The 25,209-nt window shown below is 70.9% G+C and carries 25 protein-coding genes; 19 read left to right on the top strand and 6 right to left on the bottom strand.

The window, feature by feature from the left end:
* Positions 1 to 9: 9 nt before the first annotated feature.
* Positions 10 to 840, top strand: coding sequence for an enoyl-CoA hydratase (locus NON00_RS05955; RefSeq protein ID WP_256018486.1), 831 nt, complete (start codon positions 10 to 12; stop codon positions 838 to 840).
* Positions 841 to 919: 79 nt separating this feature from the next.
* Positions 920 to 1,621, top strand: a complete 702-nt coding sequence (locus NON00_RS05950) for a response regulator (protein WP_256018483.1) — start codon at positions 920 to 922, stop codon at positions 1,619 to 1,621.
* A gap of 95 nt (positions 1,622 to 1,716) precedes the next feature.
* Here the strand turns inward: NON00_RS05950 and NON00_RS05945 are convergent, their stop codons facing one another.
* Positions 1,717 to 2,646 (bottom strand): LysR family transcriptional regulator, encoded by a 930-nt coding sequence (locus NON00_RS05945; protein ID WP_256018481.1) that lies wholly within the window; start codon positions 2,644 to 2,646, stop codon positions 1,717 to 1,719.
* A 112-nt stretch (positions 2,647 to 2,758) separates the two neighbouring features.
* Here NON00_RS05945 and NON00_RS05940 point away from each other — a divergent pair, with 112 nt between their 5' ends.
* Entirely contained in the window at positions 2,759 to 3,328 is a 570-nt protein-coding gene (locus NON00_RS05940) for a chromate transporter (protein ID WP_256018478.1), read from the top strand.
* Positions 3,325 to 3,855, top strand: a complete 531-nt coding sequence (locus NON00_RS05935) for a chromate transporter (protein ID WP_256018475.1) — start codon at positions 3,325 to 3,327, stop codon at positions 3,853 to 3,855. Before NON00_RS05940 ends, NON00_RS05935 begins: the two co-directional genes overlap by 4 nt.
* A gap of 126 nt (positions 3,856 to 3,981) precedes the next feature.
* Here the strand turns inward: NON00_RS05935 and hmpA are convergent, their stop codons facing one another.
* On the bottom strand, positions 3,982 to 5,199 hold the full coding sequence (gene hmpA, locus NON00_RS05930; protein WP_256018472.1) for an NO-inducible flavohemoprotein: 1,218 nt from the start codon (positions 5,197 to 5,199) through the stop codon (positions 3,982 to 3,984).
* A gap of 298 nt (positions 5,200 to 5,497) precedes the next feature.
* Here hmpA and NON00_RS05925 point away from each other — a divergent pair, with 298 nt between their 5' ends.
* The 4 genes from NON00_RS05925 (at position 5,498) to NON00_RS05910 (ending at position 9,393) form a co-directional block, all read left to right on the top strand.
* On the top strand, positions 5,498 to 6,784 hold the full coding sequence (locus NON00_RS05925) for an aconitase/3-isopropylmalate dehydratase large subunit family protein (RefSeq protein ID WP_256018470.1): 1,287 nt from the start codon (positions 5,498 to 5,500) through the stop codon (positions 6,782 to 6,784).
* Positions 6,781 to 7,290, top strand: coding sequence for a 3-isopropylmalate dehydratase small subunit (locus NON00_RS05920; protein WP_256018468.1), 510 nt, complete (start codon positions 6,781 to 6,783; stop codon positions 7,288 to 7,290). Before NON00_RS05925 ends, NON00_RS05920 begins: the two co-directional genes overlap by 4 nt.
* 48 nt (positions 7,291 to 7,338) lie before the next feature.
* Complete coding sequence (locus NON00_RS05915; protein WP_256018465.1) at positions 7,339 to 8,229, top strand: oxaloacetate decarboxylase; 891 nt, start codon at positions 7,339 to 7,341, stop codon at positions 8,227 to 8,229.
* 177 nt (positions 8,230 to 8,406) lie between these two features.
* Positions 8,407 to 9,393, top strand: a complete 987-nt coding sequence (locus tag NON00_RS05910; RefSeq protein WP_256018464.1) for a tripartite tricarboxylate transporter substrate binding protein — start codon at positions 8,407 to 8,409, stop codon at positions 9,391 to 9,393.
* A 114-nt stretch (positions 9,394 to 9,507) separates the two neighbouring features.
* Here the strand turns inward: NON00_RS05910 and NON00_RS05905 are convergent, their stop codons facing one another.
* Complete coding sequence (locus tag NON00_RS05905) at positions 9,508 to 10,269, bottom strand: IclR family transcriptional regulator (RefSeq protein ID WP_256018458.1); 762 nt, start codon at positions 10,267 to 10,269, stop codon at positions 9,508 to 9,510.
* Between the two features lie 369 nt (positions 10,270 to 10,638).
* Here NON00_RS05905 and NON00_RS05900 point away from each other — a divergent pair, with 369 nt between their 5' ends.
* The 10 genes from NON00_RS05900 to NON00_RS05855 all read left to right on the top strand — a co-directional run bounded on the left by NON00_RS05900 (position 10,639) and on the right by NON00_RS05855 (position 20,327).
* Positions 10,639 to 11,913: an MFS transporter gene (locus tag NON00_RS05900; protein WP_256018455.1), complete on the top strand. Its 1,275-nt coding sequence runs from the start codon at positions 10,639 to 10,641 to the stop codon at positions 11,911 to 11,913.
* A gap of 84 nt (positions 11,914 to 11,997) precedes the next feature.
* Entirely contained in the window at positions 11,998 to 12,267 is a 270-nt protein-coding gene (locus tag NON00_RS05895) for a carboxymuconolactone decarboxylase family protein (protein ID WP_256018453.1), read from the top strand.
* A 153-nt stretch (positions 12,268 to 12,420) separates the two neighbouring features.
* On the top strand, positions 12,421 to 12,771 hold the full coding sequence (locus tag NON00_RS05890) for a lipid asymmetry maintenance protein MlaB (RefSeq protein ID WP_256018450.1): 351 nt from the start codon (positions 12,421 to 12,423) through the stop codon (positions 12,769 to 12,771).
* A complete protein-coding gene (locus NON00_RS05885; RefSeq protein WP_256018448.1) occupies positions 12,768 to 13,133 on the top strand; it encodes a response regulator in 366 nt (121 codons plus the stop codon). The genes NON00_RS05890 and NON00_RS05885 overlap by 4 nt, the downstream gene beginning before the upstream one ends.
* Positions 13,130 to 15,214: a chemotaxis protein CheA gene (locus NON00_RS05880; protein ID WP_256018446.1), complete on the top strand. Its 2,085-nt coding sequence runs from the start codon at positions 13,130 to 13,132 to the stop codon at positions 15,212 to 15,214. Before NON00_RS05885 ends, NON00_RS05880 begins: the two co-directional genes overlap by 4 nt.
* Before the next feature lie 11 nt (positions 15,215 to 15,225).
* The gene (locus NON00_RS05875) at positions 15,226 to 15,726 is read left to right on the top strand and encodes a chemotaxis protein CheW (protein ID WP_256018443.1); all 501 of its coding nucleotides are present in this window, start codon (positions 15,226 to 15,228) and stop codon (positions 15,724 to 15,726) included.
* Between the two features lie 17 nt (positions 15,727 to 15,743).
* On the top strand, positions 15,744 to 17,915 hold the full coding sequence (locus NON00_RS05870; protein ID WP_256018440.1) for a methyl-accepting chemotaxis protein: 2,172 nt from the start codon (positions 15,744 to 15,746) through the stop codon (positions 17,913 to 17,915).
* A gap of 4 nt (positions 17,916 to 17,919) precedes the next feature.
* On the top strand, positions 17,920 to 18,774 hold the full coding sequence (locus tag NON00_RS05865; protein WP_256018438.1) for a protein-glutamate O-methyltransferase CheR: 855 nt from the start codon (positions 17,920 to 17,922) through the stop codon (positions 18,772 to 18,774).
* A gap of 4 nt (positions 18,775 to 18,778) precedes the next feature.
* Entirely contained in the window at positions 18,779 to 19,864 is a 1,086-nt protein-coding gene (locus NON00_RS05860) for a chemotaxis response regulator protein-glutamate methylesterase (protein WP_256018435.1), read from the top strand.
* On the top strand, positions 19,848 to 20,327 hold the full coding sequence (locus NON00_RS05855; protein ID WP_256018432.1) for a chemotaxis protein CheD: 480 nt from the start codon (positions 19,848 to 19,850) through the stop codon (positions 20,325 to 20,327). Before NON00_RS05860 ends, NON00_RS05855 begins: the two co-directional genes overlap by 17 nt.
* Positions 20,328 to 20,561: 234 nt before the next feature.
* Here the strand turns inward: NON00_RS05855 and NON00_RS05850 are convergent, their stop codons facing one another.
* Both NON00_RS05850 and NON00_RS05845 read right to left on the bottom strand, forming a co-directional pair.
* On the bottom strand, positions 20,562 to 22,262 hold the full coding sequence (locus tag NON00_RS05850; protein WP_256018429.1) for a hypothetical protein: 1,701 nt from the start codon (positions 22,260 to 22,262) through the stop codon (positions 20,562 to 20,564).
* Positions 22,263 to 22,379: 117 nt separating this feature from the next.
* Entirely contained in the window at positions 22,380 to 23,081 is a 702-nt protein-coding gene (locus NON00_RS05845; protein ID WP_256018427.1) for a GntR family transcriptional regulator, read from the bottom strand.
* Positions 23,082 to 23,181: 100 nt separating this feature from the next.
* Here NON00_RS05845 and NON00_RS05840 point away from each other — a divergent pair, with 100 nt between their 5' ends.
* Complete coding sequence (locus tag NON00_RS05840; protein ID WP_256018426.1) at positions 23,182 to 24,045, top strand: fumarylacetoacetate hydrolase family protein; 864 nt, start codon at positions 23,182 to 23,184, stop codon at positions 24,043 to 24,045.
* Positions 24,046 to 24,136: 91 nt separating this feature from the next.
* Here the strand turns inward: NON00_RS05840 and NON00_RS05835 are convergent, their stop codons facing one another.
* Positions 24,137 to 24,964 carry a creatininase family protein gene (locus NON00_RS05835; protein WP_256018425.1) on the bottom strand — a complete coding sequence of 276 codons (828 nt, stop codon included), beginning with the start codon at positions 24,962 to 24,964 and terminating at the stop codon, positions 24,137 to 24,139.
* Positions 24,965 to 25,209: the final 245 nt, after the last annotated feature.

The raw sequence follows: 25,209 nt of genomic DNA, 5'->3' as shown, positions 1-25,209 counted from the left end.
GAGAGACCCATGCCCGACGCCCAGGCCCTGCCCGGCCTGCCCCCGCCCGACCCGGCCCTTGGCACCGACAAGATGCTCAGCCACGCGGAGGGCGGCATCGGCTGGATGATCTTCAACAACCCCGCGCGCCACAACGCCGTCTCCCTGGAGATGTGGGTGGCGGCGGAGCGCATCCTGGCGGGCTTCGCGGCCGATCCGGCGGTGCGCGTGCTCATCGTCACCGGCGCGGGGGGCAAGGCCTTCGTCTCCGGCGCGGATATCTCGAAATTCGAGAGCGAGCGCGGCTCGAAGGAGGCGGTGGAGGCGTATCAGGCGCAGACGGCGCGGGTCTATGAGGCGCTGGCCGCTTTCCCGAAGCCGACGCTGGCGGCCATCCGCGGCCATTGCATCGGCGGCGGCGCGGCGCTCGCCGTCTGCTGCGACCTGCGCTTCTGCACGGAGGCCTCCACCTTCGGCATTCCGGCGGCGAAGCTCGGGCTGGGCTATCCGCTGGCGGGGATCCGGCGGCTGGTGCAGCTGGTCGGGCCGTCCTTCACCCAGGAGATGTTCTTCACCGCCCGCCGCTTCTCCGCCGCCGAGGCGCAGGGCATGGGGCTGGTCAACCGCGTCGTGGCCGATGCGGCGCTGGAGGGGGCGGTGCTCGACTATGCCACCACCATCGCCGGCAACGCGCCCCTGACCGTTGCCGCCGTCAAGGCCATCGTCGCCGAGGCGCTGAAGGCGGCGCCGGACGAGGCGCTGTGCGAGCGCCTCGTGCTCGGTTGCTTCGCCAGCGAGGATTACGCGGAGGGGCGGCGCGCCTTCCTGGAGAAGCGGCCGCCGTGCTTCCAGGGGCGGTGACGCGGGCGGGAGGGTTCGCGGGGGGAGAGCGGAAGCCTTCCTTTCCCCTCCCCCGCTCTTGCCTCTATGACGTCGCCGCATGAGCGACCCCGCAACGCCCCGCATTCTCGTCATCGATGACGAGCCGCAGATCCACCGTTTCCTCGGCCCGGCGCTGGAGGCCACGGGCCATGCGCCGCTGCGGGCGGAGACGGCGGCGGAGGGGCTGCGGCTGGCGGCGAGCCAGTCCCCGGCGCTGATCCTGCTGGATCTGGGCCTGCCCGACCTGGATGGCCAGCAGGTGCTGCCCCGCCTGCGGGCTTTCTGCGCCGTGCCGATCCTGGTGCTCTCCGCCCGCGACCGGGAGGCGGAGAAGATCGCCGCGCTGGATGCCGGGGCGGATGACTATATCGAGAAGCCCTTCGGCCTGGGCGAATTGCTGGCGCGCATCCGCGCGGCGCTGCGCCGGAGGGGCACGCCAGCGGGCGCCGCGCCGGAGCCGGTGCTGCGCTTCGGCCCGCTGGAAATCGACCTCGCCGGGCGGCTGGCGCGGGTGGAGGGCGGCGAGCCCCTGCGGCTGACCCCGCGCGAATGGGAGGTGCTGGCGGCGCTGGCGCGGGCGGGCTCGGGGCGCGTCATCACCCAGCGGCAATTGCTGGCCAGCATCTGGGGCCCGGCCCATGCGGAGGATGCGCAGTATCTGCGCGTCTATATCGGCCATCTGCGGCAGAAGCTCGGCCCCGCCGCCGGGCTGATCCGCACGGAGCCGGGCATCGGCTACCGCTTCGGGGAGATGGAATGAAGGGCGGCGCGCGCGCCTGAGAGGGGCTTCGCCCCTCTCAGACTCTCCCCACCAAAGGCCTGAGGCCTTTGGAAACCCATTCGGCGGGCGCCGCCTCAGCGCCAGCCGCGCGCCGCCTTTTCCTGGCGCGCCAGGGCGAGGAAACGGGCCAGCGCGCCCATGGGCTGTGACTCCCTCCAGGCCAGGAAGAGCGGCGCGCGCGGCGCCACCCCGGCGGCAAGGCGGCGATAGGCGATGCCCTCCGTCTGCAGATGCGCCATGGAGCGCGGCACGATGGACAGGCCCAGCCCCGCCGCCACGAGGCTGAGCGTGGAGACGAGGCGCGGCGCCTCCTGCCCCACGCGCGGGCTGAAGCCGGCGGCGCGGCAGGCGGCGATGATGCTGTCATAAAGGCCGGGGCCAGAAGGGCGGCGGGGCAGGATGAAGGTCTCGCCGGCCAGGGCGGCCAGGGGGATGGGGTGCTCCGCCGCTCCTGGCGCCCAGGCGCGCGCCGGGGGGTAGGGGTCCGGCAGGGCCAGCAGCATCTCCTCCTCCAGCAGGCGCTCGGCGCAGAGGCCGCTCTCCTCCTCGGCGGAGGCGCGCAGGAAGGCGGCATCCAGCCGGCCCTCGCGCAGGGTGGCGGCGAGCTCGGCGCTGGTGCCCTCCTCCAGCACCAGGGCGATGCCGGGGGCGGCCTGGCGCATGCCGCGCACCACCGCCGCCACCAGCGGGTGGAAGGCGGCGGAATGAGTGAAGCCGATGGCGAGGCGGCCTTCCTCACCCCGGGCGGCGCGGCGGGCGGCCTCCAGCGCCAGGGGCACGTCGCGCAGGATGGGGCGGGCGCGTTCCAGCAGGGCGGCGCCGGCCTCGGTCAGGGTGACGCCACGCGGGCGGCGGTGGAAGAGGCGGGCGCCCACCGCCTCCTCCAGGGCGCGGATCTGCTGGCTGAGCGGGGGCTGCTGCAGGCCGAGGCGCTGGGCGGCGCGGGTCATGTGCCCTTCCTCGGCGACGGCGACGAAGTAGCGGAGATGGCGCAGCTCGATCACGTCATATCTCAAAGCTATGGATTGCCCGGAAAACATATATTGGACGCGGGGGCGGCAGGCGCCTAGGCCTGGGGCGGCGGCGCTTCGTGCCGCGCTGGACGGACCTTCCGCGATGACCCCTTCCCCCCTTCCTCCCCCGGCCGAGGGCGGCCCGCCGCCGCGCACGGCGGAATTGTTCACCGGCTTCCTGCTGCTGGGCCTGAGCGGCTTCGGCGGCGTGCTGCCGATGGCGCGGCACATGATGGTGGAGCGGCGGCGCTGGCTGAGCGCCGCCGAGTTCCTCGACCTGCTGGGCCTGTGCCAGTTCCTGCCGGGCGGCAACATCATCAACATGTCGGTGGCTGTCGGGCTGCGCTTCCGCGGGGTGCGCGGGGCGGCGGCGGCGCTGGTCGGGCTGATCTCGGCGCCGACGGTGATCGTGGTGGCCCTCGGCACGCTCTACACGCGCTTCCAGGACGCGCCGGCGATGGGCCACATGTTCGCCGGGCTGGCCGCCGCCGCCTCGGCGCTGCTGGTGACGATGGCGCTGAAGCTGCTGCGGCCGCTGCGCGGGCAGCCGCTGGCGCTCGGCATCGTGGCGCTGGCGGTGGTGGCGATCGCGCTGCTGCGGCTGCCGCTGCTGCCCACCATGCTGGTGCTGGCGCCGGCCGGCATCCTGCTGGCGCGGGGGAGGGCGGCATGAACCCGGTGCTGGGGCAGCTCGCACTGATCTTCGCGCAGCTTTCGCTGCTGGCCTTTGGCGGCGGCAACACCATCCTGCCGGAGATGCAGCGGCAGGTGGTGGAGGTGCATCGCTGGATGTCGGCGCAGGAGTTCGGCGCGCTCTTCGCCCTGGCGCAGGCGGCGCCAGGGCCGAACATGATGGTGGTGCCGCTGGTGGGCTGGCAGGTGGCGGGATGGAGCGGGCTGCTGGTCAGCGCCGTGGCCAAGTTCCTGCCCTGCTCGCTGGTGACGGGGCTGACCCTGGCGGCGTGGGAGCGCTTCCGGGACCGGCCCTGGCGCCGCACGGTGCAGATGGGGCTGGCGCCGGTGACGGTGGGGCTGGCCACCGCCAGCGCCCTGGTGATGGCCGAGGCGACGGCGCAGAGCCTGGTGCTGGCCGGCATCACCCTGGCCGGCACGGCGGCGATGCTGCTGACACGGGCGCACCCGCTGCTGGTGCTGGCGGCGGGGGCGCTGGTCGGCCTGACCGGCCTCGGCCAGCCTTGATTTCTTCAGTCTAGCCTCGCGCCGCGACGCCGGAGGCGGGACGCCAGCGCGAGCGGAGGTCCGGCGCCCCGCCTCTGGCCCTGGGCGGACCGCCAGACTGAACAACAGACTCACTGAACAACAGACTCAGGCGGCGAGGGCAGCGTCGGCGGGGCCGAAGGTCTCGAAATGCAGGCGGGCCGGGTCCAGCCCCGCCTGCCGCAGCGCGCCGAGCATCGCCGCCATGAAGGGCTTCGGGCCGCAGAGATAGACATCCGCCGCCGCGAGCGGCGCGTGGGCCTGCAGCCACGCGGCGGAGATCAGGCCCGTCTCGTCATGCGTGGTGCCTGCACGGTCCGCGGGCAGGGGGTCGCTGTAGAAGGTGGTGACGCGCATCCGGCCATGCCGCGCCGCGAGGCCGCGCAGATGCTCGCCCATGGCGTGGGTGCCGCTGTTCAGCGCGGCATGGATGAAATGCGTCTCCAGCCCCGGATGCCGCGCGGCGATGGTCTCGGCCATGCTGACCATCGGCGTCAGCCCGACGCCGCCGGAGAGCAACACCACCGGGCGCGGCGGCGCCTCGGGCAGCACGAAATCCCCCGCCGGCGGCGTGGCGTGCAGCAGCGTGCCGACCAGCGCGGCATCGTGCAGGAAGCGGGAGCCGCCCTGCCCCGCCGCCTCGCGCTTCACCGAGATGCGGTAATGCCGCTCATTCGGCGCGCAGGAGATGGAGTAGTTGCGCACCAGCGTGCCACCCCCCGGCAGTTCCAGGCGGAAGGTGAGGTATTGCCCCGGCCGGTGCGGCAGCACCACGCCGCCATCGGCCGGCTCCAGCACGAAGGAGGTGATGACGCTGCTCTCCTGCCGGCGGGCGGCGACGCGGAAGGCCCGCCACCCCTCCCAGCCACCGGGGCGCGCGGCGAGGCCCCGGCGGATCTCGCCCTCCCGCCCCGTCAGGATCTCCGCCAGGAACCAGTAGGCCTCGCCCCAGGCGGCGAGGATCGCGGGCGTCGCCGCCGCGCCCAGCACCTCGGAAATGGCGCCGAGCAGCGCCTCGGCCACGATGGGGTAGTGCTCCGGCAGGATGTGGTGGCCGACATGCTTCTGGGCGATGCGCTCCACCGCCGGGGCCAGGGCGGCGGGGTTCTCGATATGCCGGGCATAGGCCAGCACGGCCGCCGCCAGGGCACGCACCTGGGTGCCTTCCTCGCCGCCCTGGTGGGCGTGGTTGAAGAGGGCGCGCACCCCGGCATCGGCGAAGAGGCGGCGATACATGGCGGCGGTGATGGCCGTGCCGTGCTCGGCCAGGGCCGGGATGGTGGCCTTGACCAGGGCGATGGTGGCGGGGCTCAGGGGTTGCGGCATGGGCGGAGCGTCCGGGTGCGGGATGGAGCGGGCAGCGGCGGATGGCCGCCATAAAGATGCATGCAAAGAGCATCTAAAAGAGCGCCCAAAAAGATGCAACAAGAAAGAATGTTTATGGCGTGCCCGCGCGGATGCGTTCCGCTTTACGGCGCGGCGGGTTGTGCTATCGTTTGCTCAAGGCCAGAAACCAACGCGCAGGACTGACGCCCGGAACCGACGCGCAGAGACCACGCGCCCGGCCATGACGTCGCCCGCCGGGAGGGAGGAGAAAGCCCATGCCACAGCCCGGAACAGGGCCATGACGGCCCGCGCCATCGCTGAGAAAATCCTCGCCGCCCATGCGGTGGAAGGCCATGCCGAGCCCGGCGCCATCATCACCCTCCGCCCCGATGTGGTGCTGCTGAACGACGTCTCCGGCCCCCTCGCCTTCGAGCAGTTCGCGGCCATGGGCGCCACCCGCCCCTTCGACCCCGCGCGCATCGTGCTGGTGGCGGACCACTTCGCCCCCGCGCCCGATGTCACCGCCGCCGGCGCCATCGCCCTGACGCGCGACTTCGCCCGGCGCCACGGCATCGCCCATTTCTACGAGCCGGGGCGCGGCGGCATCGAGCACACGCTGCTGGCGGAACTCGGGCTGGTCGGGCATGGCCAGATCGTCTTCGGCGCCGACAGCCACACCTGCACCGCCGGGGCCTTCAACGCGCTCGGCATCGGCTTCGGCTCCACCGACCTCGCCGCCGCCCTGGCCCTCGGCCAGCTGTGGATGCGCGTGCCGGAGAGCATCCGCGTCGAGCTGACCGGCAGGCCCGGCCCCTATGTCACCGGCAAGGACGTGATCCTGGAGCTGATCCGCCGCATCGGCTCCGATGGCGCGGCGGATGCGGCGCTGGAATTCGGCGGCCCGGGCCTCGCCGCCCTGCCGGTGGATGCGCGCATGGCCATCGCCAACATGGCGGTGGAGGCGGGGGCGGATACCTGCGTCTTCGAGGGCGACACCCTCTCCGCCGCCGACATGGCCCGGCGCGGCATGGCCCCCGCCCCCGCCGTGATGCCCGACCCCGGCGCCCCCTACCGCGCCCGCATCGCCATCGACCTCGGCAGCCTCTCGCCGCTGGTGGCGCGCCCGCCCTCCCCGGCCGGCGGCGTTCCGGTGGAGGCGCTGCGCGGGCAGCGCGTCGATCAGGTCTATGTCGGCAACTGCTCCAACGGCACGCTGACCGACCTGCGCCAGGTGGCCGAGATGCTGCGCGGCCGCCGCATCGCCCCCGGCGTGCGCATGGTGGTGGTGCCGGCCACGCAGAAGATCTGGCGGCAGGCCCTGGCCGAGGGGCTGCTGGACTGCATCGCCGAGGCCGGGGCGGCCATCTCAACCCCCACCTGCGGCGCCTGCTTCGGCGGGCATATGGGCATCCTGGCGGCGGGGGAGACGGCCATCGCCACCACCAACCGCAATTACCGCGGCCGCATGGGCCACCCGGACAGCCAGGTCTTCCTCGCCAATGCCTGGGTGGCCGCCGCCGCCGCCCTGGCCGGCGAGATCATCCACCCGGCCGAGGCCCTCGCCCCGCAGGAGAGCGCCGCATGAGCCCCCTCCGTGAAGGCCCAATCTTTGAAGGCCGCATCCACCGCTTCGGCGACGAGGTGAACACGGATGTCATCCTGCCCGGCCGCTACCTCGCCCTGCGCCGGCCGGAGGAACTGGGCCGGCATTGCCTGGAGGGGCTGGACCCCGGCTTCGTCGGCCGCGTCCGGCCCGGCGACATCCTGGCCGCCGGGCGCAATTTCGGCTGTGGCTCCTCGCGCGAGCATGCGGTGATCGCGCTGAAGGCGGCGGGGGTCGCGGCCATCGTCGCCACCAGCGTGGCGCGTATTTTCTTCCGCAATGCCGTCAATCTCGGCCTGCCGGTGCTGCTCTGCCCCGAGGCGGCGGCGGCCCTGGCCGAGGGCGAGACGGCGCGCATCACGCTCGATGACCTGATGATACGCCAGGGAACACGGCACTGGCAGGCGCAGCCGCTGGGCGGGGAGGTGCGCGCCATCCTCGCCGCCGGCGGGCTGGTGCCGCGCGTACGCCAGGCCCTCGCGTCCTGAAGCCCCTGGCCCGCTGACTTTCCTTTTCCTGACAGGAGATTTTCCGCCATGGCCGATCCCCGCCTGAAGGCCGCGCTGGATGCCCGGCGCTTCATCGTCGCCCCCGGCATTTTCGACATGATTTCCGCCCGCATCGCGGACCGCATGGGCTTCCATGCGCTCTATGCCACGGGCTATGGCACGGTGGCCTCGCATCTCGGCATCCCCGATGCCGGGGTGGCCACCTATACCGACATGGTCGGCCGCATGGGCCGCTTCGCGCAGATGAGCCGCACGCCGGTGATCGCCGATGCCGATACGGGCTATGGCGGGCTGCTGAATGTGCGCCACACCGTCATGGGCTACGAGGCCGCCGGCATCACCGCCATCCAGCTGGAGGACCAGGAGGTGCCGAAGAAATGCGGCCACACCCCGGGCCGCCGCGTCATCCCCGCCGAGGACATGGCGCTGAAGATCGAGGTGGCGGTGGAGGCGCGGAAGGACCCGAACTTCCTCATCATCGCCCGCACCGATGCGCGCACCAGCCTGGGGCTGGACGAGGCCATCCGGCGCGGCAAGCTCTACCGCCGCGCCGGGGCGGACATCGTCTTCATCGAGAGCCCCGAGACGGCGGAGGAGATGCAGCGCATCGGCCAGGAGATCGACGCGCCGCTGCTGGCCAACAATGTCGATGGCGGCGGCCGCACGCCGATCCTGCCGGCGGAGACGCTGGCGTCTTATGGCTACAGCATCGCGATCTATCCGGCGCTGGGCTTCCTGGCGATGACCGCGGCGCTGGAGGGGGCCTATGCCCACCTGCTGCGCGCGGGCGACACCCAGGCCCTGCCCGCCGGCACCCTGGCCGATTTCGGCGCCATGAACACGCTGATGGGCTTCCCCGAGGTGTGGGAGTTCGACAAGCGCTGGGCGCGCGAGCCGGCCAGCCAGGCCGCGGAGTAAGTTTTGGCAGCAGGGTTCTTTTTTGAAAAAAAGAACCAAAAAACTTTTTCAGACAGCGTCCCGCCTCAGGCCTGAAGCGGGACGCCAGACTTGAAAAGTCTTTTTGCTTCTTTTTCTTCAGAAAAAGAAGATAATAAAAAATATAAAATAATATCAAACCCTCTGGGAACGTCCAAGATGAGCATCACAGCAACCCTCACCCGCCGGGCGCTCGGCGGGGTGGCGGCCGGCCTGCTGGCTTGCCCTGCCGTCGCGCGTGCCGCCACCTGGCCGGACCGCCCGGTGCGGGTGATCGTGCCCTTCGGCGCGGGCGGCGCGGTGGATACGCTGACCCGCGCCTTCGCCCAGCGCTTTTCCGAATTCGCCAATGGCCAGACGCTGGTGGTGGAAAACCGCTCCGGCGCGGGCGGGCTGGTGGCGGGGGCCTATGTCGCCACCCAGCCGGCGGATGGCTACACGCTGATGGCCGCCGATATCGGCGCCAATGTCGTCGGGCGGGAATTGAACCCGAAGATCGGCTACGACCCGATGACCAGCTTCACGCCGCTGATGCAGTTCGTGAACCTGCATGCCGTGCTGGTGGCCAATCCCGGCCTGGCGCCGCGCGGCGTGGCCAATATCATCGCGGAGGCCAGGAAAAAACCGGACGGCCTCGTCTATTCCTCCGCCGGCATCGGCAATGGCAGCCACCTCTTCATGGCGCTGATCGCGCGTGAGGCGGGCATCCGCATGCTGCACGCCCCCTATCGCAGCGGGGCGGAGACGGTGACGGCGGTGATGCGCGGCGATGCGCAGCTGTGCTTCCCCTCGCTCGCCTCCGCCCTGCCGATGATCCGTGGCGGGCAGGTGCGGCCAGTGGCCCTGGGCGCCGGCCCCTCCCCCCTGCTGCCGGAGACGCCGCTGATGCGCGATACCCTGCCGGGCTTCGAGGTTTCCATCTGGTATGGCCTCGCCGCGCCGGCCGGAATGGAGCCGGGGCTGGCGGACCGCATCAACGCCACCTTCGCCCGCATCGCCGCCCTGCCCGAGATCCGGCGCATGGTGGAGGAGGTGCAGGGCGGCAGCGTCGTGGGCGGCTCGCGGCAGGATTTCGCCGCCTTCCTCCAGCGCGAGCATGAGCGCTGGGCGCCGGTGATCCGTGAAGGCGGGATCCGGATAGATTAAAAGAGAGGTTATAAGAAATAAAAGAATCTTCTTTTTCTGAAGAAAAAGAAGCAAAAAGACTTTTCCGGTTGGGCGTTCCGCCTCAGAAGCGGGGCGGGCGCCCGGGAAACGCCTTCAGGGGCCGCCCAGGCTGCGGCAGAGCCGCGCCGCCGCCTCGGTGACCAGGGCCGCCAGACGCTCCGGCTGCTCCCCCTCGAAACGGCCGCGCGGGCCGATGATGCCGAGCGCCCCGATGAAAGCCCGCCCGCGCCCGAACACCGGCGCGGCGACCGCCGCCACCTCCGGGTCCCGCTCACCCAGCGAGAGCACCCAGCCCTGCGCCCGCGCGGCGGCCAGCGGCGCCTCCTCCCCGGTGCTGGTATGGGCCATCAGCACCCAGGCACTGGCGCCACGGTCCAGCGGCAGGACCGTGCCCTCCTCGATATGATGGCGGATCAGCCGCGCGGAATGATGGCGGTAGAGGCAGATCCGCCGCGCCCCATCGCGCACATAGAAGGCGGCGGTCTCCCCCGTGGCCTCGGCGAGCCAGGCCAGGACGGGGCGGACATGCTCGGCCAGGTCGAAGGAATCGCGGTAGAGCATGCCCAGGCGCAGCGGCGTCGGCCCCAGGCGGAACAGGCCATCCGCGCCGCGATGCAGATAACCGAAGCGATCGAGCGAAGCCGCCAGCCGCAGCACCGTGCTGGGATAGAAGCCGGTGCGCGCGGCGATCTCCGCCAGGGACAGGCGGGGCGGGCCATCGGCGAAGGCGTCGAGGATGCTCAGCGCCCGCTCCACCGCCTCGACCCGTGCCGCGCAGGCGGGTTCCGCCACGCGCGAGGCGGCGGGGGGACGGCCGCGGCGCCGGGGGGGCGGGGCCTGGTCATCGGCGGACATGCGGGGGCGTCTCCAGGGCGGCGGAACGGCGGCACGGAATGGGCCGCCGGAGGGAAAGAAGAAAGGGAGCGCCAGACGCAAGGCTGTCGGGCAGGGCGGTCGCAGGCAGGGTGGTCTCGGGCAGATTCGGGCGGGAACAGGGGGTGCGGACCCAGGATGGCGGATTTCCGCCATACAGAAAACACCACCCGGCCCGGCACCCTGCCCCTGGAAGATGACAAGACGGCCATGCCCCGTCCAGCATCCGGGCAAAGGGTTGCTCCTACAAGACAGGCCAGGGCCGTTGCGGCCTCCCTTCCCGCCCGCGGCGCCGGAGCCTGCCATCCGCGCAAGCCCCGGGAAGCAAGACCAGTCCAGGGACCATGCTGAATGCGAACAAGCGAAAAGTCACGCGGTGAACAGGCGAAGGCCGTTCTGCGCGTCGCCTCCGGCAACTTCCTGGAGATGTATGACTTCATCGTCTATGGCTATTACGCTGCTGCCATCGGCCATAGCTTCTTTCCCGGCGACAGTGACTTCGCCTCGCTCCTGGCCTCTCTGGCCACCTTCGGCGCCGGCTTCCTGATGCGCCCGCTGGGCGCGCTGGTGCTCGGCACCTTCACCGACCGGCATGGCCGCCGCGCCGGGCTGCTCGTCACCCTCGGGCTGATGGGGCTCGGCACCCTCACCCTGGCGCTGACGCCGGGCTATGGCACCATCGGCGTGCTGGCCCCGGTCATCGTGCTGCTCGGGCGGCTGCTTCAGGGTTTCTCGGCCGGGGCGGAGCTCGGGGGCGTCTCGGTCTATCTCTCGGAAATGGCGACGCCGGGGAACAAGGGCTTCTATGTCTCCTGGCAATCGGGCAGCCAGCAGGTGGCGGTGGTCTTCACCGCCCTGGTCGGCGTCGCGCTCACCGCGCTGCTGGAGCCGGCGGCGATGGATGCCTGGGGCTGGCGCATCCCGCTGCTGATCGGCTGCCTGATCGTGCCGCTGCTGTTCTGGATCCGCCGCTCCCTGACCGAGACGGAGGAATTCGCCCGCCGCGCCCAGCCTTCGGTGCCGCAGATCCTGGCCTCGCTGCGGCGCAATGCCGGGCTGATCCTGCTCGGCATGATGCTGGTCACCATGACCACCGTCTCCTTCTACCTGATCACCGCCTATACGCCGACCTATGGCCGGCAGGTGCTGCACCTGGGCAGCAGCGAGGTGCTGGTGGTGACGCTCTGCGTCGGCCTGTCCAACCTGGTCTGGCTGCCGGTGGGGGGCGCGCTGTCGGACCGCATCGGGCGCTTCCCGCTGCTGGCGGCCTGCTGCACCCTGGCGCTGCTCACCGCCTATCCGGCGATGTCCTGGCTGGTGGGCGCGCCGTCCTTCGCGCGGCTGCTGCTGTCGCTGCTGTGGCTCTCCTGCCTCTACGGGCTCTACAACGGCGCCATGGTGGTCTGCCTGACGGAGATCATGCCGGCCGAGGTGCGCACCACCGGCTTCTCCCTCGCCTACAGCCTGGCCACGGCGCTGTTCGGCGGCTTCACGCCGCTGATCTGCACCTGGCTGATCGGTGAGACGGGCAACCGCGCCATCCCCGGCCTGTGGCTGTCCCTGGCCGCGCTGCTCGGCCTGGTGGCGACGCTGGTGCTGCGCCGGCAGGGCCGCCTCGCGCGCTGAGCCGGCAGGGGCGCGGTGTCCGGGCCGCGCCCCGCCCCGCCGCCCAGCATGCCGGTCGTGCCACAAGGAGACACGGCCAGGCCGATGCTGGACTGGAAGGCCTGCCGCCAGCGGCTCCTCGCCGGGGTTGGGCATCTGGATGCCCGGACGCGCGAACTGATCGCCCTGGCGGCGGCCATCAGCCTGCGCTGTGATGGCGGCATCACGCTGCATGCCGAGGCGGCGCACAGGGCGGGGGCGACGGAGGCGGAACTGGCCGAGGCGCTGGGCGCCGCGATCAACCTCAATGCCGGCGCCGCCATCGCCTTCACCACCCGCGCGCTGGAAGCCTTCGCCGCCGCCGGCGCGCCATAAGGCGCTTTCGCGCCCGGGCCTCCCTTTCTCCCTTCACGACCCTGCCGGGTTCCCGCCCCGGAGCATCGCGCCCCGCGCGAACGCCCCCCGCGTATACGAAAGTTAGAGGTTTATCCCTTAACCGAGAATACGCGGCGGCGGCGAGGAGCGCAGATGGACCAGGTGGATGAGGATCGGCGGGAGGCCGAGGACACCTGCCTGGTGCTCACCGGCGAGCTGACGCTGCGGGAGGCCGAGGCGCAGCATGCGCGCCTGCTGGGCGCCCTTCAGGAGCAGGCCACGCTGGAACTCGACCTGTCGGCGGTGACCGAGGTGGATCTGTGCGGGCTGCAGCTGCTGCTTTCGGCGGGCAGCAGCGGCCGGCGCCTGGGCCGGCCGGTGCGGGTGCGCGGCACCCTGCCCGAGGCCCTGCGCGCCGCCCTGCCGCGGGCGGGCTTCCCCGTCGGCGCGGGCACCGATGCCGAGGCCCTTTCCCTCTGGATGCAAGGCGAGAAGCAGCAGTGAGCAAAACGATCCTGGCCGTCGATGATTCGGCCAGCCTGCGGCAGATGGTCCGCATGACCCTGGCGGGCGCCGGCTACACGGTGGTCGAGGCCGAGGATGGCGTGGACGGTCTGGCCAAGGCCAATGCCCGCACCGTCGACATGGTGGTGACCGACCTCAACATGCCGCGGATGAACGGCCTCGCCCTCATCACCGAGCTGCGCAAGCTGCCGGCCTATCGCGGCGTGCCGATCCTGTTCCTGACCACCGAGTCGGATGCGGGGATGAAGGCGCAGGCCAAGGCCGCCGGCGCCACCGGCTGGATCACCAAGCCCTTCCAGCAGGAGCAATTGCTGGCCGTCGTCAAGAAGGTGCTGGGATGAGCAGCGGGCCGGATCCGGTCGAGACCTTCCGCCAGGAATCCCAGGAGCTGCTGGAGCACCTGGAGCAGGCGCTGCTGGACCTGGAGCACCGGCCCGGCGACATGGAGCTGATCGACAGCGCCTTCCGCGCGCTGCACACGATCAAGGGCTCCGGCGCGATGTTCGGCTTCGATGTGGTGGCGGGCTTCACCCACCATGTCGAGAACGCCTTCGACGAGGTGCGCAAGGGCCGCCTGCCGGCCAGCGACACGCTGGTGTCCCTGGCGCTGCGGGCGAAGGACCATCTGCGCATCCTGCTGACCCGGCCGGAGACGGCCGACAGCGCCGCCGGCGCCGCCATCCTGGAAGGCTTCCGCGCCATCACCGGCACGGCCGCGGGCGAGGCGCCGGCCGAGGCCGCCCCCGGCGTCTCTCCTCCAGGCGCACCCCCTCCTGGCGCGGCGGCGGAACAGGCCGGCTGGCGCCTGCGCTTCCGGCTGGCGCGCGATGCCATGGCCATGGGCAGCAACCCGCTGCTGCTGCTCGACGAATTGCGGAGCCTCGGCCCGGCCGAGGTGGTGGCGCTGGCCGATGTCCCGCCGCTCGACGCGCTGGACCCCACGGCGCTGCACACCGCCTGGGAGATCATGCTGCACGCCCCCGTGCCGCGCGCGCGGATCGAGGAGGTCTTCCTCTTCGTCATCGACGACATGGAACTGGCGCTGGAGCCACTGGGCGAGCCATTGGGCGGGGCAGCCGAGCCCGCGCCACCGGCCCACGCCCCCGCCGGCGCGCCCCAGGCGGGCGCACCCCAGGCAGGCGCATCACAAACGGGCGCATCCCAGCCGGGCAAATCCCCTGCGGGCACGCCCCAGGCCGCGCTATCACAGGCCTCGCACCCCCCCGCGGCCGGCAAGCGCGATGCCGCCCAGGCGGCCGAGAGCGTGCGCGTCCCCGCCTTCAAGCTGGATGAGCTGATGGACCGGGTGGGGGAGCTGGTGATCGCCCAGTCCCGCCTGCGGCAGGTGGCGCATGCCAGCAGCGACCTCGGCCTGCGCTCCGTGGCGGAGGAGATCGAGCGGCTGGCGCTCGAACTGCGCGACACCACCATGGGCATCCGCACCGTGCCCATCGTGCAGCTCTTCGGCCGCTTCCGCCGGCTGGTGCACGATATCAGCCGCGACCTCGGCAAGGAGGTCGAGCTGCTGATGCAGGGCGAGGAGACGGAGCTCGACAAGACCGTCATCGAGCGGCTGAACGACCCGCTGGTCCACCTCATCCGCAACTCGCTCGACCACGGGCTGGAGCGGCCGGAGGAGCGGGGCGACAAGCCCCGCCGCGGCAGGCTGCTGCTGCAGGCGCGCCATGCCGGGGCGCAGGTCTGCGTCTCCATCCGCGATGACGGGCGCGGGCTGGACTGCGCCCGCATCCGCGCCCGCGCCGAGGAACGCGGCCTCGTCACGCCCGAGCAGGTGCTGGGCGAGCAGGAGATCTTCCAGCTCATCTTCGAACCCGGCTTCTCCACCGCGACGGAGGTGACGAGCCTTTCCGGCCGTGGCGTCGGCATGGATGTGGTCAAGCGCACCATCGAGGCGCTGCGCGGCACCATCGAGATCAGCAGCAGCCCGGGCCTTGGCACGGAGGTGACGCTCTGCCTGCCGCTGACGCTGGCCATCATCGACGGGCTGCTGGTGCGCGTGGGCCAGGGCCGCTACGTCATTCCGCTGACCGCCGTCGAGGAATGCGTGGAGCTGGAGGGCGAGACGCCGTCAAGCGGCTCGCGCAGCAGCTTCCTCAACCTGCGCGGCAGCCTGATCCCCTTCCTGCGGCTGGCCGAGCTGTTCCAGACCCCGGCCGATGCCGACCCGCTGAAGAAGGTGGTGATCGTCTCCACCGGCGACCAGCGCGTGGGCCTCGTGGTTGACCAGGTGATCGGCGACCACCAGACCGTCATCAAGTCGATGTCCAAGCTGCATGCCGATATCGACATCTTCTCCGGCGCCACCATCCTGGGCGATGGCAGCGTGGCGCTGATCCTCGACATCGCCCCCCTCGTCGCCTTCGGCCAGGCGCATGAGGACCGGCTGGTGCCGGTGCGCTGAGGAGAGCGGGCATGCCCAACACCGAGCCCCCCGCCAGCCTGCGCGTCGTCACCATCGACCTCCAGGGCGAGCGCTTCGCGCTGGAGGCGCGGCATGTGCGCGAAATCCTCGACCCCGGGCCGACGACGCTGGTGCCCAATGCGCCGCGCTTCCTCAACCGGCTGATCAATGTGCGCGGGCGCGTCGTGCCGCTGGCCGACCTGCGCCTGAAGCTCGGGCTGGAGCAGCGCGCGGCCACCATCGACACCCGCGTCATCGTCATCGAGGTGCCGCTGGCGGATGAGCCCGTCACCGTCGCCGTGCTGGCGGACAAGGTGCACGAGGTGCGCGACATCGCGACGCTGGGCAGCGTGCATTCGCCCAAATTCGGGCTGTGCTGCCCGAGCGAATATGTCCGCTGCATCGGGCGCCAGGGCGAGGACTTCGTCATCGTCCTCGACCCCGTGCCGATCTTCGCCCCGGCGCCGACACGCCGTGGCGATCCCCACCCCGACCAGTCTGCCGCCCCCTAGGGCGGAGCGAGGCTCCCATGCGCATCACCATCAGGACCAAGCTGGTCCTGACCTTCGCCGGCATCCTGTTGCTGTCCGCAGGGTCGACCATCCTGGGAATCGCCAAGCTGGCCAGCTTCAACGACCAGATCGACAGCATGTTCGAGGGGCCGATGCGGCGTGTCGAGCTGGCGCGTGATCTTGGCCAGAGCTTCCGGGACCTCGTGCGCAACGAGAAGGACATGATCCTCGCGCAGGAGGCCGAGAAGACCCAGGCCGCCGAGCGGGAGATGCTGCGGCTGCGCCAAACCATCGAGGCCACGCGCAACAGCATGATGGGGGTAGTGACCGCCGCGGGGCGGCGCGACCTGGAGGAATTCGCCCAGATCTGGCAGCGCTACGTGACGGTGCAGGACAAGGTCCGCCAGTTCGCCAGCCGCGACACGCTGAACGAGGCCACGCTGCTGTCGCAGGACCGTGCCATCCCGGCGCTGGAGCCGGGGATGCGGGCGTTGCAGCAGCTGGTCCAGCGCCTCGCCGCCGCCGGCAATGCCCAGGCCCTCGGCCTCGCCGCCGAGTTGCAGGGCAAGATGCTGCAAATCCTGCGCGCCGAGGCCGACCTGATCATGACGCGCCTCCCGGCGCAGATGGACCGCTACGCCGCGCTGGACGCCCAGCTGATGCGCGAGGCCGGCACGGCGCGGGAGCGGCTCCTCGGGCTGCTGGAGGGCGAGAACAAGGCCCTGCTGGAAGAATATATCCGTGCCCTCGACGCCTGGCGCCCGCTGCACCAGCAGGTGATGGTGCTGGGCCGCGAGGATTCGATCAATGCCGCGCAGACCCTCTCCAACAAGGAGGGACAGGCACTGGTCGAGCAGAGCCTGCGCGTGCTCGGCACCATCATCACCCGCAACGAAGGCATCCTGAAGAGCACCCAGGGCGAGCTGCTCGAGGAATATGCCGCCGCGCGCCTGCTGCTGATCGTCTCCTTCGCCCTCGTGGTGGTCATCGCCACCGGCGCCGGGGCCTTCATCTCGATCGGCATTTCCAGCGGGCTGCAAAAGGCGGTGAGCCTGGCCCGCGCCGTCGCCGATGGCGATCTCGACCAGAGCATCGAGGTCAAGAGCGATGACGAGATCAAAGATCTCGTCACCGTGCTGACCGCCATGACGGCCAACCTGAAATACATGGCGGCCATCGCCGACTCCATCGCCGATGGTGACCTGACGGTGAAGGCGAAGCTCAATTCCGAACGCGACCAGCTCGGCATGGCGCAGGAGCGCATGCTGACCCGCCTGCGCGAGGTGGTGCAGGATGCCGTGGTGGCGGCCGAGAATGTCTCCGCCGGCAGCCAGGAGCTGTCCTCCTCGGCCGAGGAACTGTCGCAGGGCGCGACGGAACAGGCTTCCTCCACCGAGGAAGCCTCCGCCTCGATGGAGCAGATGGCGGCGAACATCAAGCAGACCGCCGACAATGCCGCGCAGACCGAGAAGATCGCCCGGCAATCCGCCTCCGATGCCGAGGTGGGCGGCGAGGCGGTGGGGCGCGCGGTGCAGGCGATGCAGACCATCGCCGAGAAGATCACCATCGTGCAGGAAATCGCCCGGCAGACGGACCTGCTGGCACTGAACGCGGCGGTGGAGGCGGCGCGCGCCGGCGAGCATGGCCGCGGCTTCGCCGTGGTGGCCTCGGAAGTGCGCAAGCTGGCCGAGCGCAGCCAGACGGCGGCGGCCGAGATCATCGGCCTGTCCTCGCAGTCGGTGAAGGTGGCGCAGGAGGCGGGGGCCATGCTCTCGCGCCTCGTGCCCGACATCAAGCGCACGGCGGAGCTGGTGGAGGAGATCAGCGCCGCCTGCCGGGAGCAGGATATCGGCGGCGGGCAGGTCAACCAGGCCATCCAGCAGCTCGACAAGGTAACGCAGCAGAACGCCGCCGCGGCGGAGGAAATGTCCGCCACCTCCGAGGAGCTGGCGGCGCAGGCGGAGAAGCTGCAGGCCAGCATCTCCTATTTCCGTACCGGCACGCAGAACGAGGCGCGCCCGGTCTCCCTGGGCGCCGCGCCGCGCCGGCAGGGCGCCGCCCGCCCGGCCGCCATGAAGCGCGCCACGGCCCGGCCCATGGCCGCGCGGACGCGGCCCCGCGCCACCGGTGTCGATCTCGACATGACCGGCGGCCCGGATTCCCGTGACAGCGAATTCGAACGGTACTGACAGCATGTCCGCAGCCGAAGGGCATCTCGACCACCTGCATGAGGCGGATTTCCTCCGGCTGGCCAGCTTCATCGAGGAGTATAGCGGCATCAAAATGCCGCCCAGCAAACGCACCATGCTGGAGGGGCGGCTGCGCAAGCGCGTGATGGCCACGGGCTGCCAGGATCTGCGCGAATACTGCCACTACCTCTTCAAGGGCGGCGGGCTGGAGCAGGAAACCGTCTCGCTGATCGATGCCGTCACCACCAACAAGACGGAATTCTTCCGTGAGGTGGAGCATTTCCGCATCCTGGCCGGGCAGGTGCTGCCGCAACTGCTCAAGAGCGCCCCGCCCGGGCGCCGCGCCACGCTGCGGCTGTGGAGCGTCGCCGCCTCGATCGGGGCGGAGGCCTATACCATGGCGATGGTGATGGACAATGCCGCCGCCCAGGGCCGCTTCGACACCAGCATCCTGGGCACCGATATCAGCACCCGCGTGCTGCAGACCGCCGCCCTCGGCATCTATCCCGAGGAGATGGCGGCCCCGGTGCCGGAGGCCATGCGCCGCCGCTACCTGATGCGCGGCCAGGGGCGTTCCACCGGGCTGGTGCGCGTGGTGCCCGAGCTGCGCGCCATGGTGCGCTACCGGCGCCTGAACCTGATGGACGCGCATTACCCGCTGGAGGAGGCGGTGGACGTGGCCTTCTGCCGCAATGTCCTGATCTATTTCGACAAGCCCACGCAGCAGGCGGTGCTGGAACGCGTCTGCACCCATCTGCGCCCGGGTGGCTTCCTGTTCCTCGGCCATTCGGAGACCCTCGCCGGCTTTGGCCTGCCGGTGAAGCCCACCCCGGCCGCCACGGTCTTCCAGAAGGTCTGATGCCATGACGGGCAAGATCCGTGTCCTCATCGTCGACGATTCCGCCGTCGTGCGGCAGGCGCTGACCGAGATCCTGCAATCCGACCCGGAGATCAGCGTCATCGCCGCCGTGGCGGACCCTTTCGCCGCCGCCCGCCGCCTGCAACAGGAGGTGCCCGACGTCATCACCCTGGATGTCGAGATGCCGCGCATGGACGGCATCACTTTCCTGCGCAAGATCATGACGCAGCGGCCCATCCCGGTGGTGATGTGCTCCTCCCTGGTCGAGCCGCGCTCCGAGACGCTGATGCAAGCACTGGAGGCCGGCGCGGTGGATATCCTGCTGAAGCCGCGGATGGACACCAAGCAGGGCCTGCTCGAAGCCCGCATCCATATCTGCGACACCGTCAAGGCGGCGGCCCGCGCGCGCCTCGGCCGCCAGGCGGCGCGCGCCGCCACGGGGGGCAGGGTGGTCGAGAAGAAGCTGACCGCCGACGCCATCCTGCCGCCACCGAGCCCGCGCAGCGCCATGGCGCGCACCACGGAAACCGTGGTCTGCATCGGCGCCTCCACCGGCGGGACGGAGGCGCTGCGCGAGGTGCTGGAGGCACTGCCGGCGGATTGCCCGGGCACCGTCATCGTCCAGCACATGCCGGAGCATTTCACCAGCGCCTTCGCCCGCCGCCTGAACGACCTCTGCGCCGTCGAGGTGCGCGAGGCGGCCGATGGGGACAGCGTGCTGCGCGGGCATGTGCTGATCGCGCCCGGCAACCGCCATATGCTGCTGCGCCGCAGCGGCGCGCGCTATTACGTCGAGATCAAGGAAGGCCCGCTGGTCTCGCGCCACCGGCCTTCGGTGGATGTGCTGTTCCGCTCGGCGGCGCAATATGCCGGGGGCAATGCCACCGGCATCATCATGACCGGCATGGGGGATGATGGGGCGCGCGGCCTGCTGGAAATGCGCCGCGCCGGGGCGCGCACCATCGCGCAGGACGAGGCCACCTCGGTGGTGTTCGGCATGCCACGGGAAGCCATCGCCCTCGGCGCCGCCGAGCGGGTGCTGCCCCTGGAGGCCCTGGCGGGCGAGATCCTCCGTGCCGGACTCTCTTGATCCCTCCCTGCCGCGCATCTTCCTCTCGGCCGGGGAACTGGCCTGCCCGGAGCGGCCGAGCATCATCACCACCGTGCTGGGCTCCTGCGTCTCGCTCTGCCTGTGGGACAGGGTGCGCTGCGCCGGCGGCATGAACCATTATGCCCTCCCCTACCCCTTCACCGCCGATGAGGAGCCGAATGCCCGCTATGGCGCCTGGGCCATCGAGGGGCTTTACGAATGCCTGCTGGAGCAGGGCAGCCGCCCGGCCCATCTGGAAGCGAAGCTGTTCGGCGGCGCCGCGCTGATCCCCGCCCCGCAGGCGCAGCTGGATATTGGCGGGCGCAACGTGGCGCTCGGCCTGTCGGAGTTGCGGCGGCTCGGCGTGCCGCTGAAAGCCCGCCGCACGGGCGGCCAGCACGGGCTCCTGCTGCATTTCCGCACCGATACGGCCGAAGTCCTGCTCCGCCGCGCCGGCGGCTGAGGGTTCCAGCCCCGGGCGCGGGCGATCCCGCTGGCATCACCACGCGCGCGCCGATGGGCGGCGCGTGGCGGATCCCCTCGGCACGCCTCAGGAAGGAAAGTCAGACCCTTGCCCGTGGTGCCCCTGAAGGCGGGTGCAGGGGACCCTGTCCCCTGCCCAAGGGAAAGAAAGGGGGGGAGCTTGAGGGGGCAAGGCCCCCTCAAGGCCAGGCGCGGCTTCCACGATGCGCACCGGTTAGAACAGAATATCCTCCAGCGTATTGGTCGGCGCCGGCGTGGGATAGGCGGTCTGGCCGCTGAGCCGCGCCTGCACCGCCCTTTCGCTCTCCATCGTGTAGCGGCTGGACAGCGAGGCGGGCAGCAGGGGCCGGATGCGCGAGAGTTCTTCCTCCGAGAGGGAGCCGCCGCCCGCCTGCCCGTCCAGCTCGCCGGCCACGCGGTGGAGAATGGCCGCGATGCCCGCCGCCGCGAGGCGCTCCCGCGCCTGGGCCAGGGCGCCGGCCGCGCCGCTGCCGCCCTGCTCCAGCGAGGCCAGGGCGGTGCCGATCTGCCGCCCGACGCCCCCCAGCGCGTCCATGGCGCCGGCCATCAGCGTGTTGAGATCGGCCAGGGCGCGCTCTTCCGCCGTCTGGCCGCGCTGGGCATGGTTCTGGGCGAGTTCGGTGACGCTGGTGAGATCGCGCGTGATCAGGCCGACGATCTGCGTCGTCTGGTCGGCGCAGCTGCGCAATTCGCGCGCGATGGTGTGGAGGGTGCGGCCCGCATCGTGCAGGCGGCCGGATTTGAGCGTCATGTTGAGGCTCATCAGGCGCAGATCCGTCTCCAGCGCGCGCACCAGGCCGATATGCTCGGAGAGTTGCAGGACGGAGGCGGTGATGTCCTGCGCCACGGCGGCGACCTCGGCCTGGGCGGTGCGGAAATCGCGCACGAGGCCGAGGGCATGGCGCACGCTGGTTTCCACGGCGGCGAGGAAGTTGCCGCGGCGCTCGCCACCCTGGCCATACGCCTCGGTGCCGATCTGCAGGACGGCGCGGGCCTCCTGCGAAAGACGGTCGAGCGCGCCATCGACGCGGCCGGCATGGGCCTCGTATTCCTCGGCGGCGTGGCGCAGCAGCGCGGCCTGGAGGTGGCAGACATGGGCGCGCACAAGCGGGCGGTCCGCCTCCGGCATGGCGGGGCCGCTGAGCAGGCTGGGCAGGCCGCCGATCACCTCCTCCACATGCTGGATGCGCTGGCGCGTGGCATCGGCCACCTGCAGGGCCATGATGGCCTCGGACACGGCCTGGGCCATGGCGGCGGAGCGGGCGCGCACCTCGCCCGAGGCGGCGGCGCCGGCCTGCATGCGCTGCTGCAGCGCGGCGGTGCTCTGCGACAGGGTGGCGGGGATGTTCTGGATGGCATCGCCCTGCTGGCGCGCGAAATTATCCTGGCGCGACAGCCCGGCCTGGAGCTTTTCCTGCAACCGCGTCACCACCTGGAGGAATTCGGCGAGGCTGGTGCGGGAGAGGTCGAAGAGCCGGGTGATTTCGCGCGTGAAGGCCGAGAAATCCTCCCCCAGCGCGCCGAGGCCGGAGGCGCAGACCTTGGCCGTCACCGTCAGCATGCCGACGGCGCGGACCGTGCCGTCCAGATGGCCGAGATGCCCGGCTATGGCCTGGAGCAGGGCAAAGATCCGGTCCAGCACCTGCCGTTCGGCACGGATGATGCCATCGATGTTGCGGACGCTGTCCGCCGCCTGGTCCAGCTGCGCCAGGGCCGTGACGAGGGCGGGGCCACGCAGATCCTGTTCCAGCCCCTCGAAGCAGTTGACGAGGCCACCGAGTGCCGTCGCGGCACGCTCAAGATCCTGCCCCGCGAGGCTGAAGCTGCGCTCCAGCGGCGTATAGGACGCGCCCAGCGTCGTCGCCATTGTCAGGAAACCCGCGGTGGATTGCATGGGGCGCACAGTCCTTCCGCCATGATTGTGATCGATTGGCAACCTCGCAGATCAAAATGCACAAATGGTGAAGAATACTCTTCATGATTTCAGTAATTTTTTTCTGTTTTTTGAGATTTACCCGCTCCCCGGCTCCAGGCTGATCCGCGCCCCCAGCAGCTGCCCCGTCCGCTCATAATGCTCCGCCAGCAGCGCGCAGGCCGCGCCGGCATCACGCCGCAGCGCGGCCTGGGCAATGGCCGCATGCTCCGCCGCCACATGCCGCCCCGGATAGGCGCGCAGATTGGCCAGGGCACGGTAGCGCCCCGCCTCCTCCCGCAGCCGGTCGCAGAAGGCCAGCAGCGCCGGCGCCTCGCAGGCGGCCAGCAGCGCCCGGTGGAAGGCGCGGTGGCAGGCCTCCCACGCCGGATTGGCCAGGAAGCGCTGCGGATCCAGCGAGCGGTCCAGCCGCGCCAGGCGGTGCTCCGCCAGCAGGATGCCCTCTTCCCAGGCCGCGCCGCCACGCCGGATCGATTCCTGCAGCGCCGCGCCCTCCGCCAGGATGCGGCTGCGAATCAGCCCCGCCAGCTCCCCCGCCGGTGCCCCGGCGACCCGGAAGCCACGATGCTCCAGCCGCTCCGCCCAGCCTTCCGCCGCCAGCTGCGACAAAGCCTCGCGCAGGGGCGAGGCGCCGGCGCCGTAACGGGCGGCGAGGTCGCGCAGCTTCAGCTTCAGCCCCGGCGGCAGGTGGCCGGCCAGGATGTCCTCCCGCAGGCGGCGGTGCAGGCGGGTGGCCAGGGTGGAATCACCCCCGGCATCGGGAGAAGGATCGGCGGGCATGGGGGTCCGGGGCAAGGGTTGGCCTTTTTATCGATAAAATTAATTGACGCTGCAAGAATTCCGATAAAACCTCCGGCCGGAAACGGGAGAGGAAGCGCGCATGCGCCTGATCACATACGAGCAGGAAGGGCGCGCCGTGCTGGGCGCGCGGGTGGGGGAGGAGGTGGTGGCTCTCTCCACCGTGGTGCCGGGCCTGCCAGAGGAGGTGAATGCCGCCCTCGCGGCGCTCGGCCTGCCAGACAGCGCCCCGGCCCTGGCGGCGCGGCTGGCGGATGCGCCGCGCCTGCCGCTGGCCGGGCTGCGCCTGCTGCCGGTGGTGCCGCGCCCAGGCAAGATCATCTGCATCGGCCTGAACTATGTCGAGCATGCGCGGGAGGGGAACAACCCCATCCCCGACTACCCGGCGGTGTTCTTCCGCGGCCCCACCTCGCTCGCCGCGCATGGCGCGCCGCTGCTGCGCCCGCGCGTCTCAGGGAAATTCGACTACGAGGCGGAACTGGCCATCATCATCGGCCGCCGCGCCCGCCACCTGACGGAGGCGGAAGCCCTCTCCTGCGTCGCCGGCTACAGCTGCATGAATGAAGGCTCGGTGCGCGACTATCAGCGCAAATCGACGCAATGGGGCATGGGCAAGAATTTCGACCGCACCGGCGGCCTCGGCCCCGAGATCGTCACGCCCGATGAACTGCCGCAGGGGCCCAACGCGCTGCGCATCACCTCCCGCATCAACGGGCAGACCCTGCAGGACAGCACGACGGCGGACATGATCTTCTCCGTGCCGCGCATCCTCGCCATCCTCTCGGAAGTGATGACGCTGGAGCCGGGCGATGTCATCGCCACCGGCACGCCGAGCGGCGTCGGCTATCCGCGCCAGCCGCCGGTCTTCATGAAGGCCGGGGACCGGGTGGAGATCGAGATCGAGGGGATCGGGACTCTCGTCAATTCAGTGGAAGACGAAGCGTGAGAGACGTTCTTTTTTGAAAAAAAGAACCAAAAAACTTTTTCAGTTCAGCGTCCCGCCTCTGGCCTGAGGTGGGACGCCAGACTGAAAAAAATTACTTCGCGGGCACTTTGCTGGCGAAGAGCGTGGCGAAATCGGCGACGATGCCCGTCAGCTTCTCCACCAGCAGGGCGCCCGTCTCAGCGGAGCAGAGCTTAGGATCGCCACGGCCGACACCCTGGTGATAGGTGTCGTCATACTCCATGGGCAGGCCGACCTCGGCGCCCTGGAAGCTGGCGGTGCCAAGGCCGGTATAGGGCAGGCCCAGCAGGCTGTCATTCTTCAGCGGCTTGCCCTCGGGGATCAGGTCCTCGCGGATCAGCTCGGGGAAGAGGTGCAGGCCGATGCTGGTCAGCGGGTCGGCGCCGTGGCCGGAGACGGCCTTGGCCTTCTCCGCCCCGATCAGGCCGGGCAGCAGGCCATAGCTGATCTTCCACAGGTAGAGGCTGGGCAGGACGATCTTGCGGTCGATGTAGAGGCGGCGCGCCACCTCGGCGATCGGGCCGACATTGCCGCCATGGCCGTTGATGACGATCAGCCGCGTCAGGCCGTTGCGGTGCAGGCTCTCGACCATGTCGGAAATCACCTGCGTCAGCGTCGCCTGGCTGATGGCGATGCCGCCGATCATCGGGCCGAACCAGTCGGCACCGCCGAAGGGCAGGACGGGGGCGACATAGGTGGGCGTGCCGGCCTCGGTGGCACGGATGGCGGCGAGTTCGGCCACCTTCTCGGCCAGCAGGTAGTCGCCCATCGGCGCATGCGGCCCCTGGTCCTCATGGCTGCCCATGGGCAGGAGGATGATGGGGTTGCTGGCGAAAACCTCGCGCCCCTCGCCCCCCGTCAGCGTGCCCATATGCACCTTGGGCTTCGTCAATGCGGCCACGTCGTATCACTCCGGCTGGAGACGGGGCAGGCAGACTCGCCAGCCCCGGGGCGTGGCGGCCTCCCGCCGCGCCCAGCCGTTTTGCAGCACCGACGCGCGCCGCGCGCAACCCGCCCCCCGCCATTCTCCCACGCGCGGCGGAGGATGCCGGGGCGGGGCCTCAGGCCAGGGTGGAGGAGGAGGTGGTGGTCGAGGCGGGTGCGGGGCGCGCCCGGCGCGGCAGGAGGCCGGGCTCGGCCGTGGCC

Origin of the sequence: Roseomonas sp. GC11, assembly GCF_024437745.1 — a bacterium.
Taxonomy (GTDB): domain Bacteria; phylum Pseudomonadota; class Alphaproteobacteria; order Acetobacterales; family Acetobacteraceae; genus Pseudoroseomonas.
Note: the sequence above shows the minus strand (reverse complement) of the source record. Positions and strands in the feature narration are given on the sequence as shown.

Coding starts and splice junctions, on each gene's coding strand:
- NON00_RS05955 (WP_256018486.1), top strand. CDS start 10: ATGCCCGACGCCCAGGCCCTGCCCGGCCTGCCCCCGCCCGACCCGGCC.
- NON00_RS05950 (WP_256018483.1), top strand. CDS start 920: ATGAGCGACCCCGCAACGCCCCGCATTCTCGTCATCGATGACGAGCCG.
- NON00_RS05940 (WP_256018478.1), top strand. CDS start 2,759: ATGACCCCTTCCCCCCTTCCTCCCCCGGCCGAGGGCGGCCCGCCGCCG.
- NON00_RS05935 (WP_256018475.1), top strand. CDS start 3,325: ATGAACCCGGTGCTGGGGCAGCTCGCACTGATCTTCGCGCAGCTTTCG.
- hmpA (WP_256018472.1), bottom strand. CDS start 5,199: ATGCCGCAACCCCTGAGCCCCGCCACCATCGCCCTGGTCAAGGCCACC.
- NON00_RS05925 (WP_256018470.1), top strand. CDS start 5,498: ATGACGGCCCGCGCCATCGCTGAGAAAATCCTCGCCGCCCATGCGGTG.
- NON00_RS05920 (WP_256018468.1), top strand. CDS start 6,781: ATGAGCCCCCTCCGTGAAGGCCCAATCTTTGAAGGCCGCATCCACCGC.
- NON00_RS05915 (WP_256018465.1), top strand. CDS start 7,339: ATGGCCGATCCCCGCCTGAAGGCCGCGCTGGATGCCCGGCGCTTCATC.
- NON00_RS05910 (WP_256018464.1), top strand. CDS start 8,407: ATGAGCATCACAGCAACCCTCACCCGCCGGGCGCTCGGCGGGGTGGCG.
- NON00_RS05905 (WP_256018458.1), bottom strand. CDS start 10,269: ATGTCCGCCGATGACCAGGCCCCGCCCCCCCGGCGCCGCGGCCGTCCC.
- NON00_RS05900 (WP_256018455.1), top strand. CDS start 10,639: ATGCGAACAAGCGAAAAGTCACGCGGTGAACAGGCGAAGGCCGTTCTG.
- NON00_RS05895 (WP_256018453.1), top strand. CDS start 11,998: ATGCTGGACTGGAAGGCCTGCCGCCAGCGGCTCCTCGCCGGGGTTGGG.
- NON00_RS05890 (WP_256018450.1), top strand. CDS start 12,421: ATGGACCAGGTGGATGAGGATCGGCGGGAGGCCGAGGACACCTGCCTG.
- NON00_RS05880 (WP_256018446.1), top strand. CDS start 13,130: ATGAGCAGCGGGCCGGATCCGGTCGAGACCTTCCGCCAGGAATCCCAG.
- NON00_RS05875 (WP_256018443.1), top strand. CDS start 15,226: ATGCCCAACACCGAGCCCCCCGCCAGCCTGCGCGTCGTCACCATCGAC.
- NON00_RS05870 (WP_256018440.1), top strand. CDS start 15,744: ATGCGCATCACCATCAGGACCAAGCTGGTCCTGACCTTCGCCGGCATC.
- NON00_RS05865 (WP_256018438.1), top strand. CDS start 17,920: ATGTCCGCAGCCGAAGGGCATCTCGACCACCTGCATGAGGCGGATTTC.
- NON00_RS05860 (WP_256018435.1), top strand. CDS start 18,779: ATGACGGGCAAGATCCGTGTCCTCATCGTCGACGATTCCGCCGTCGTG.
- NON00_RS05850 (WP_256018429.1), bottom strand. CDS start 22,262: ATGCAATCCACCGCGGGTTTCCTGACAATGGCGACGACGCTGGGCGCG.
- NON00_RS05845 (WP_256018427.1), bottom strand. CDS start 23,081: ATGCCCGCCGATCCTTCTCCCGATGCCGGGGGTGATTCCACCCTGGCC.
- NON00_RS05840 (WP_256018426.1), top strand. CDS start 23,182: ATGCGCCTGATCACATACGAGCAGGAAGGGCGCGCCGTGCTGGGCGCG.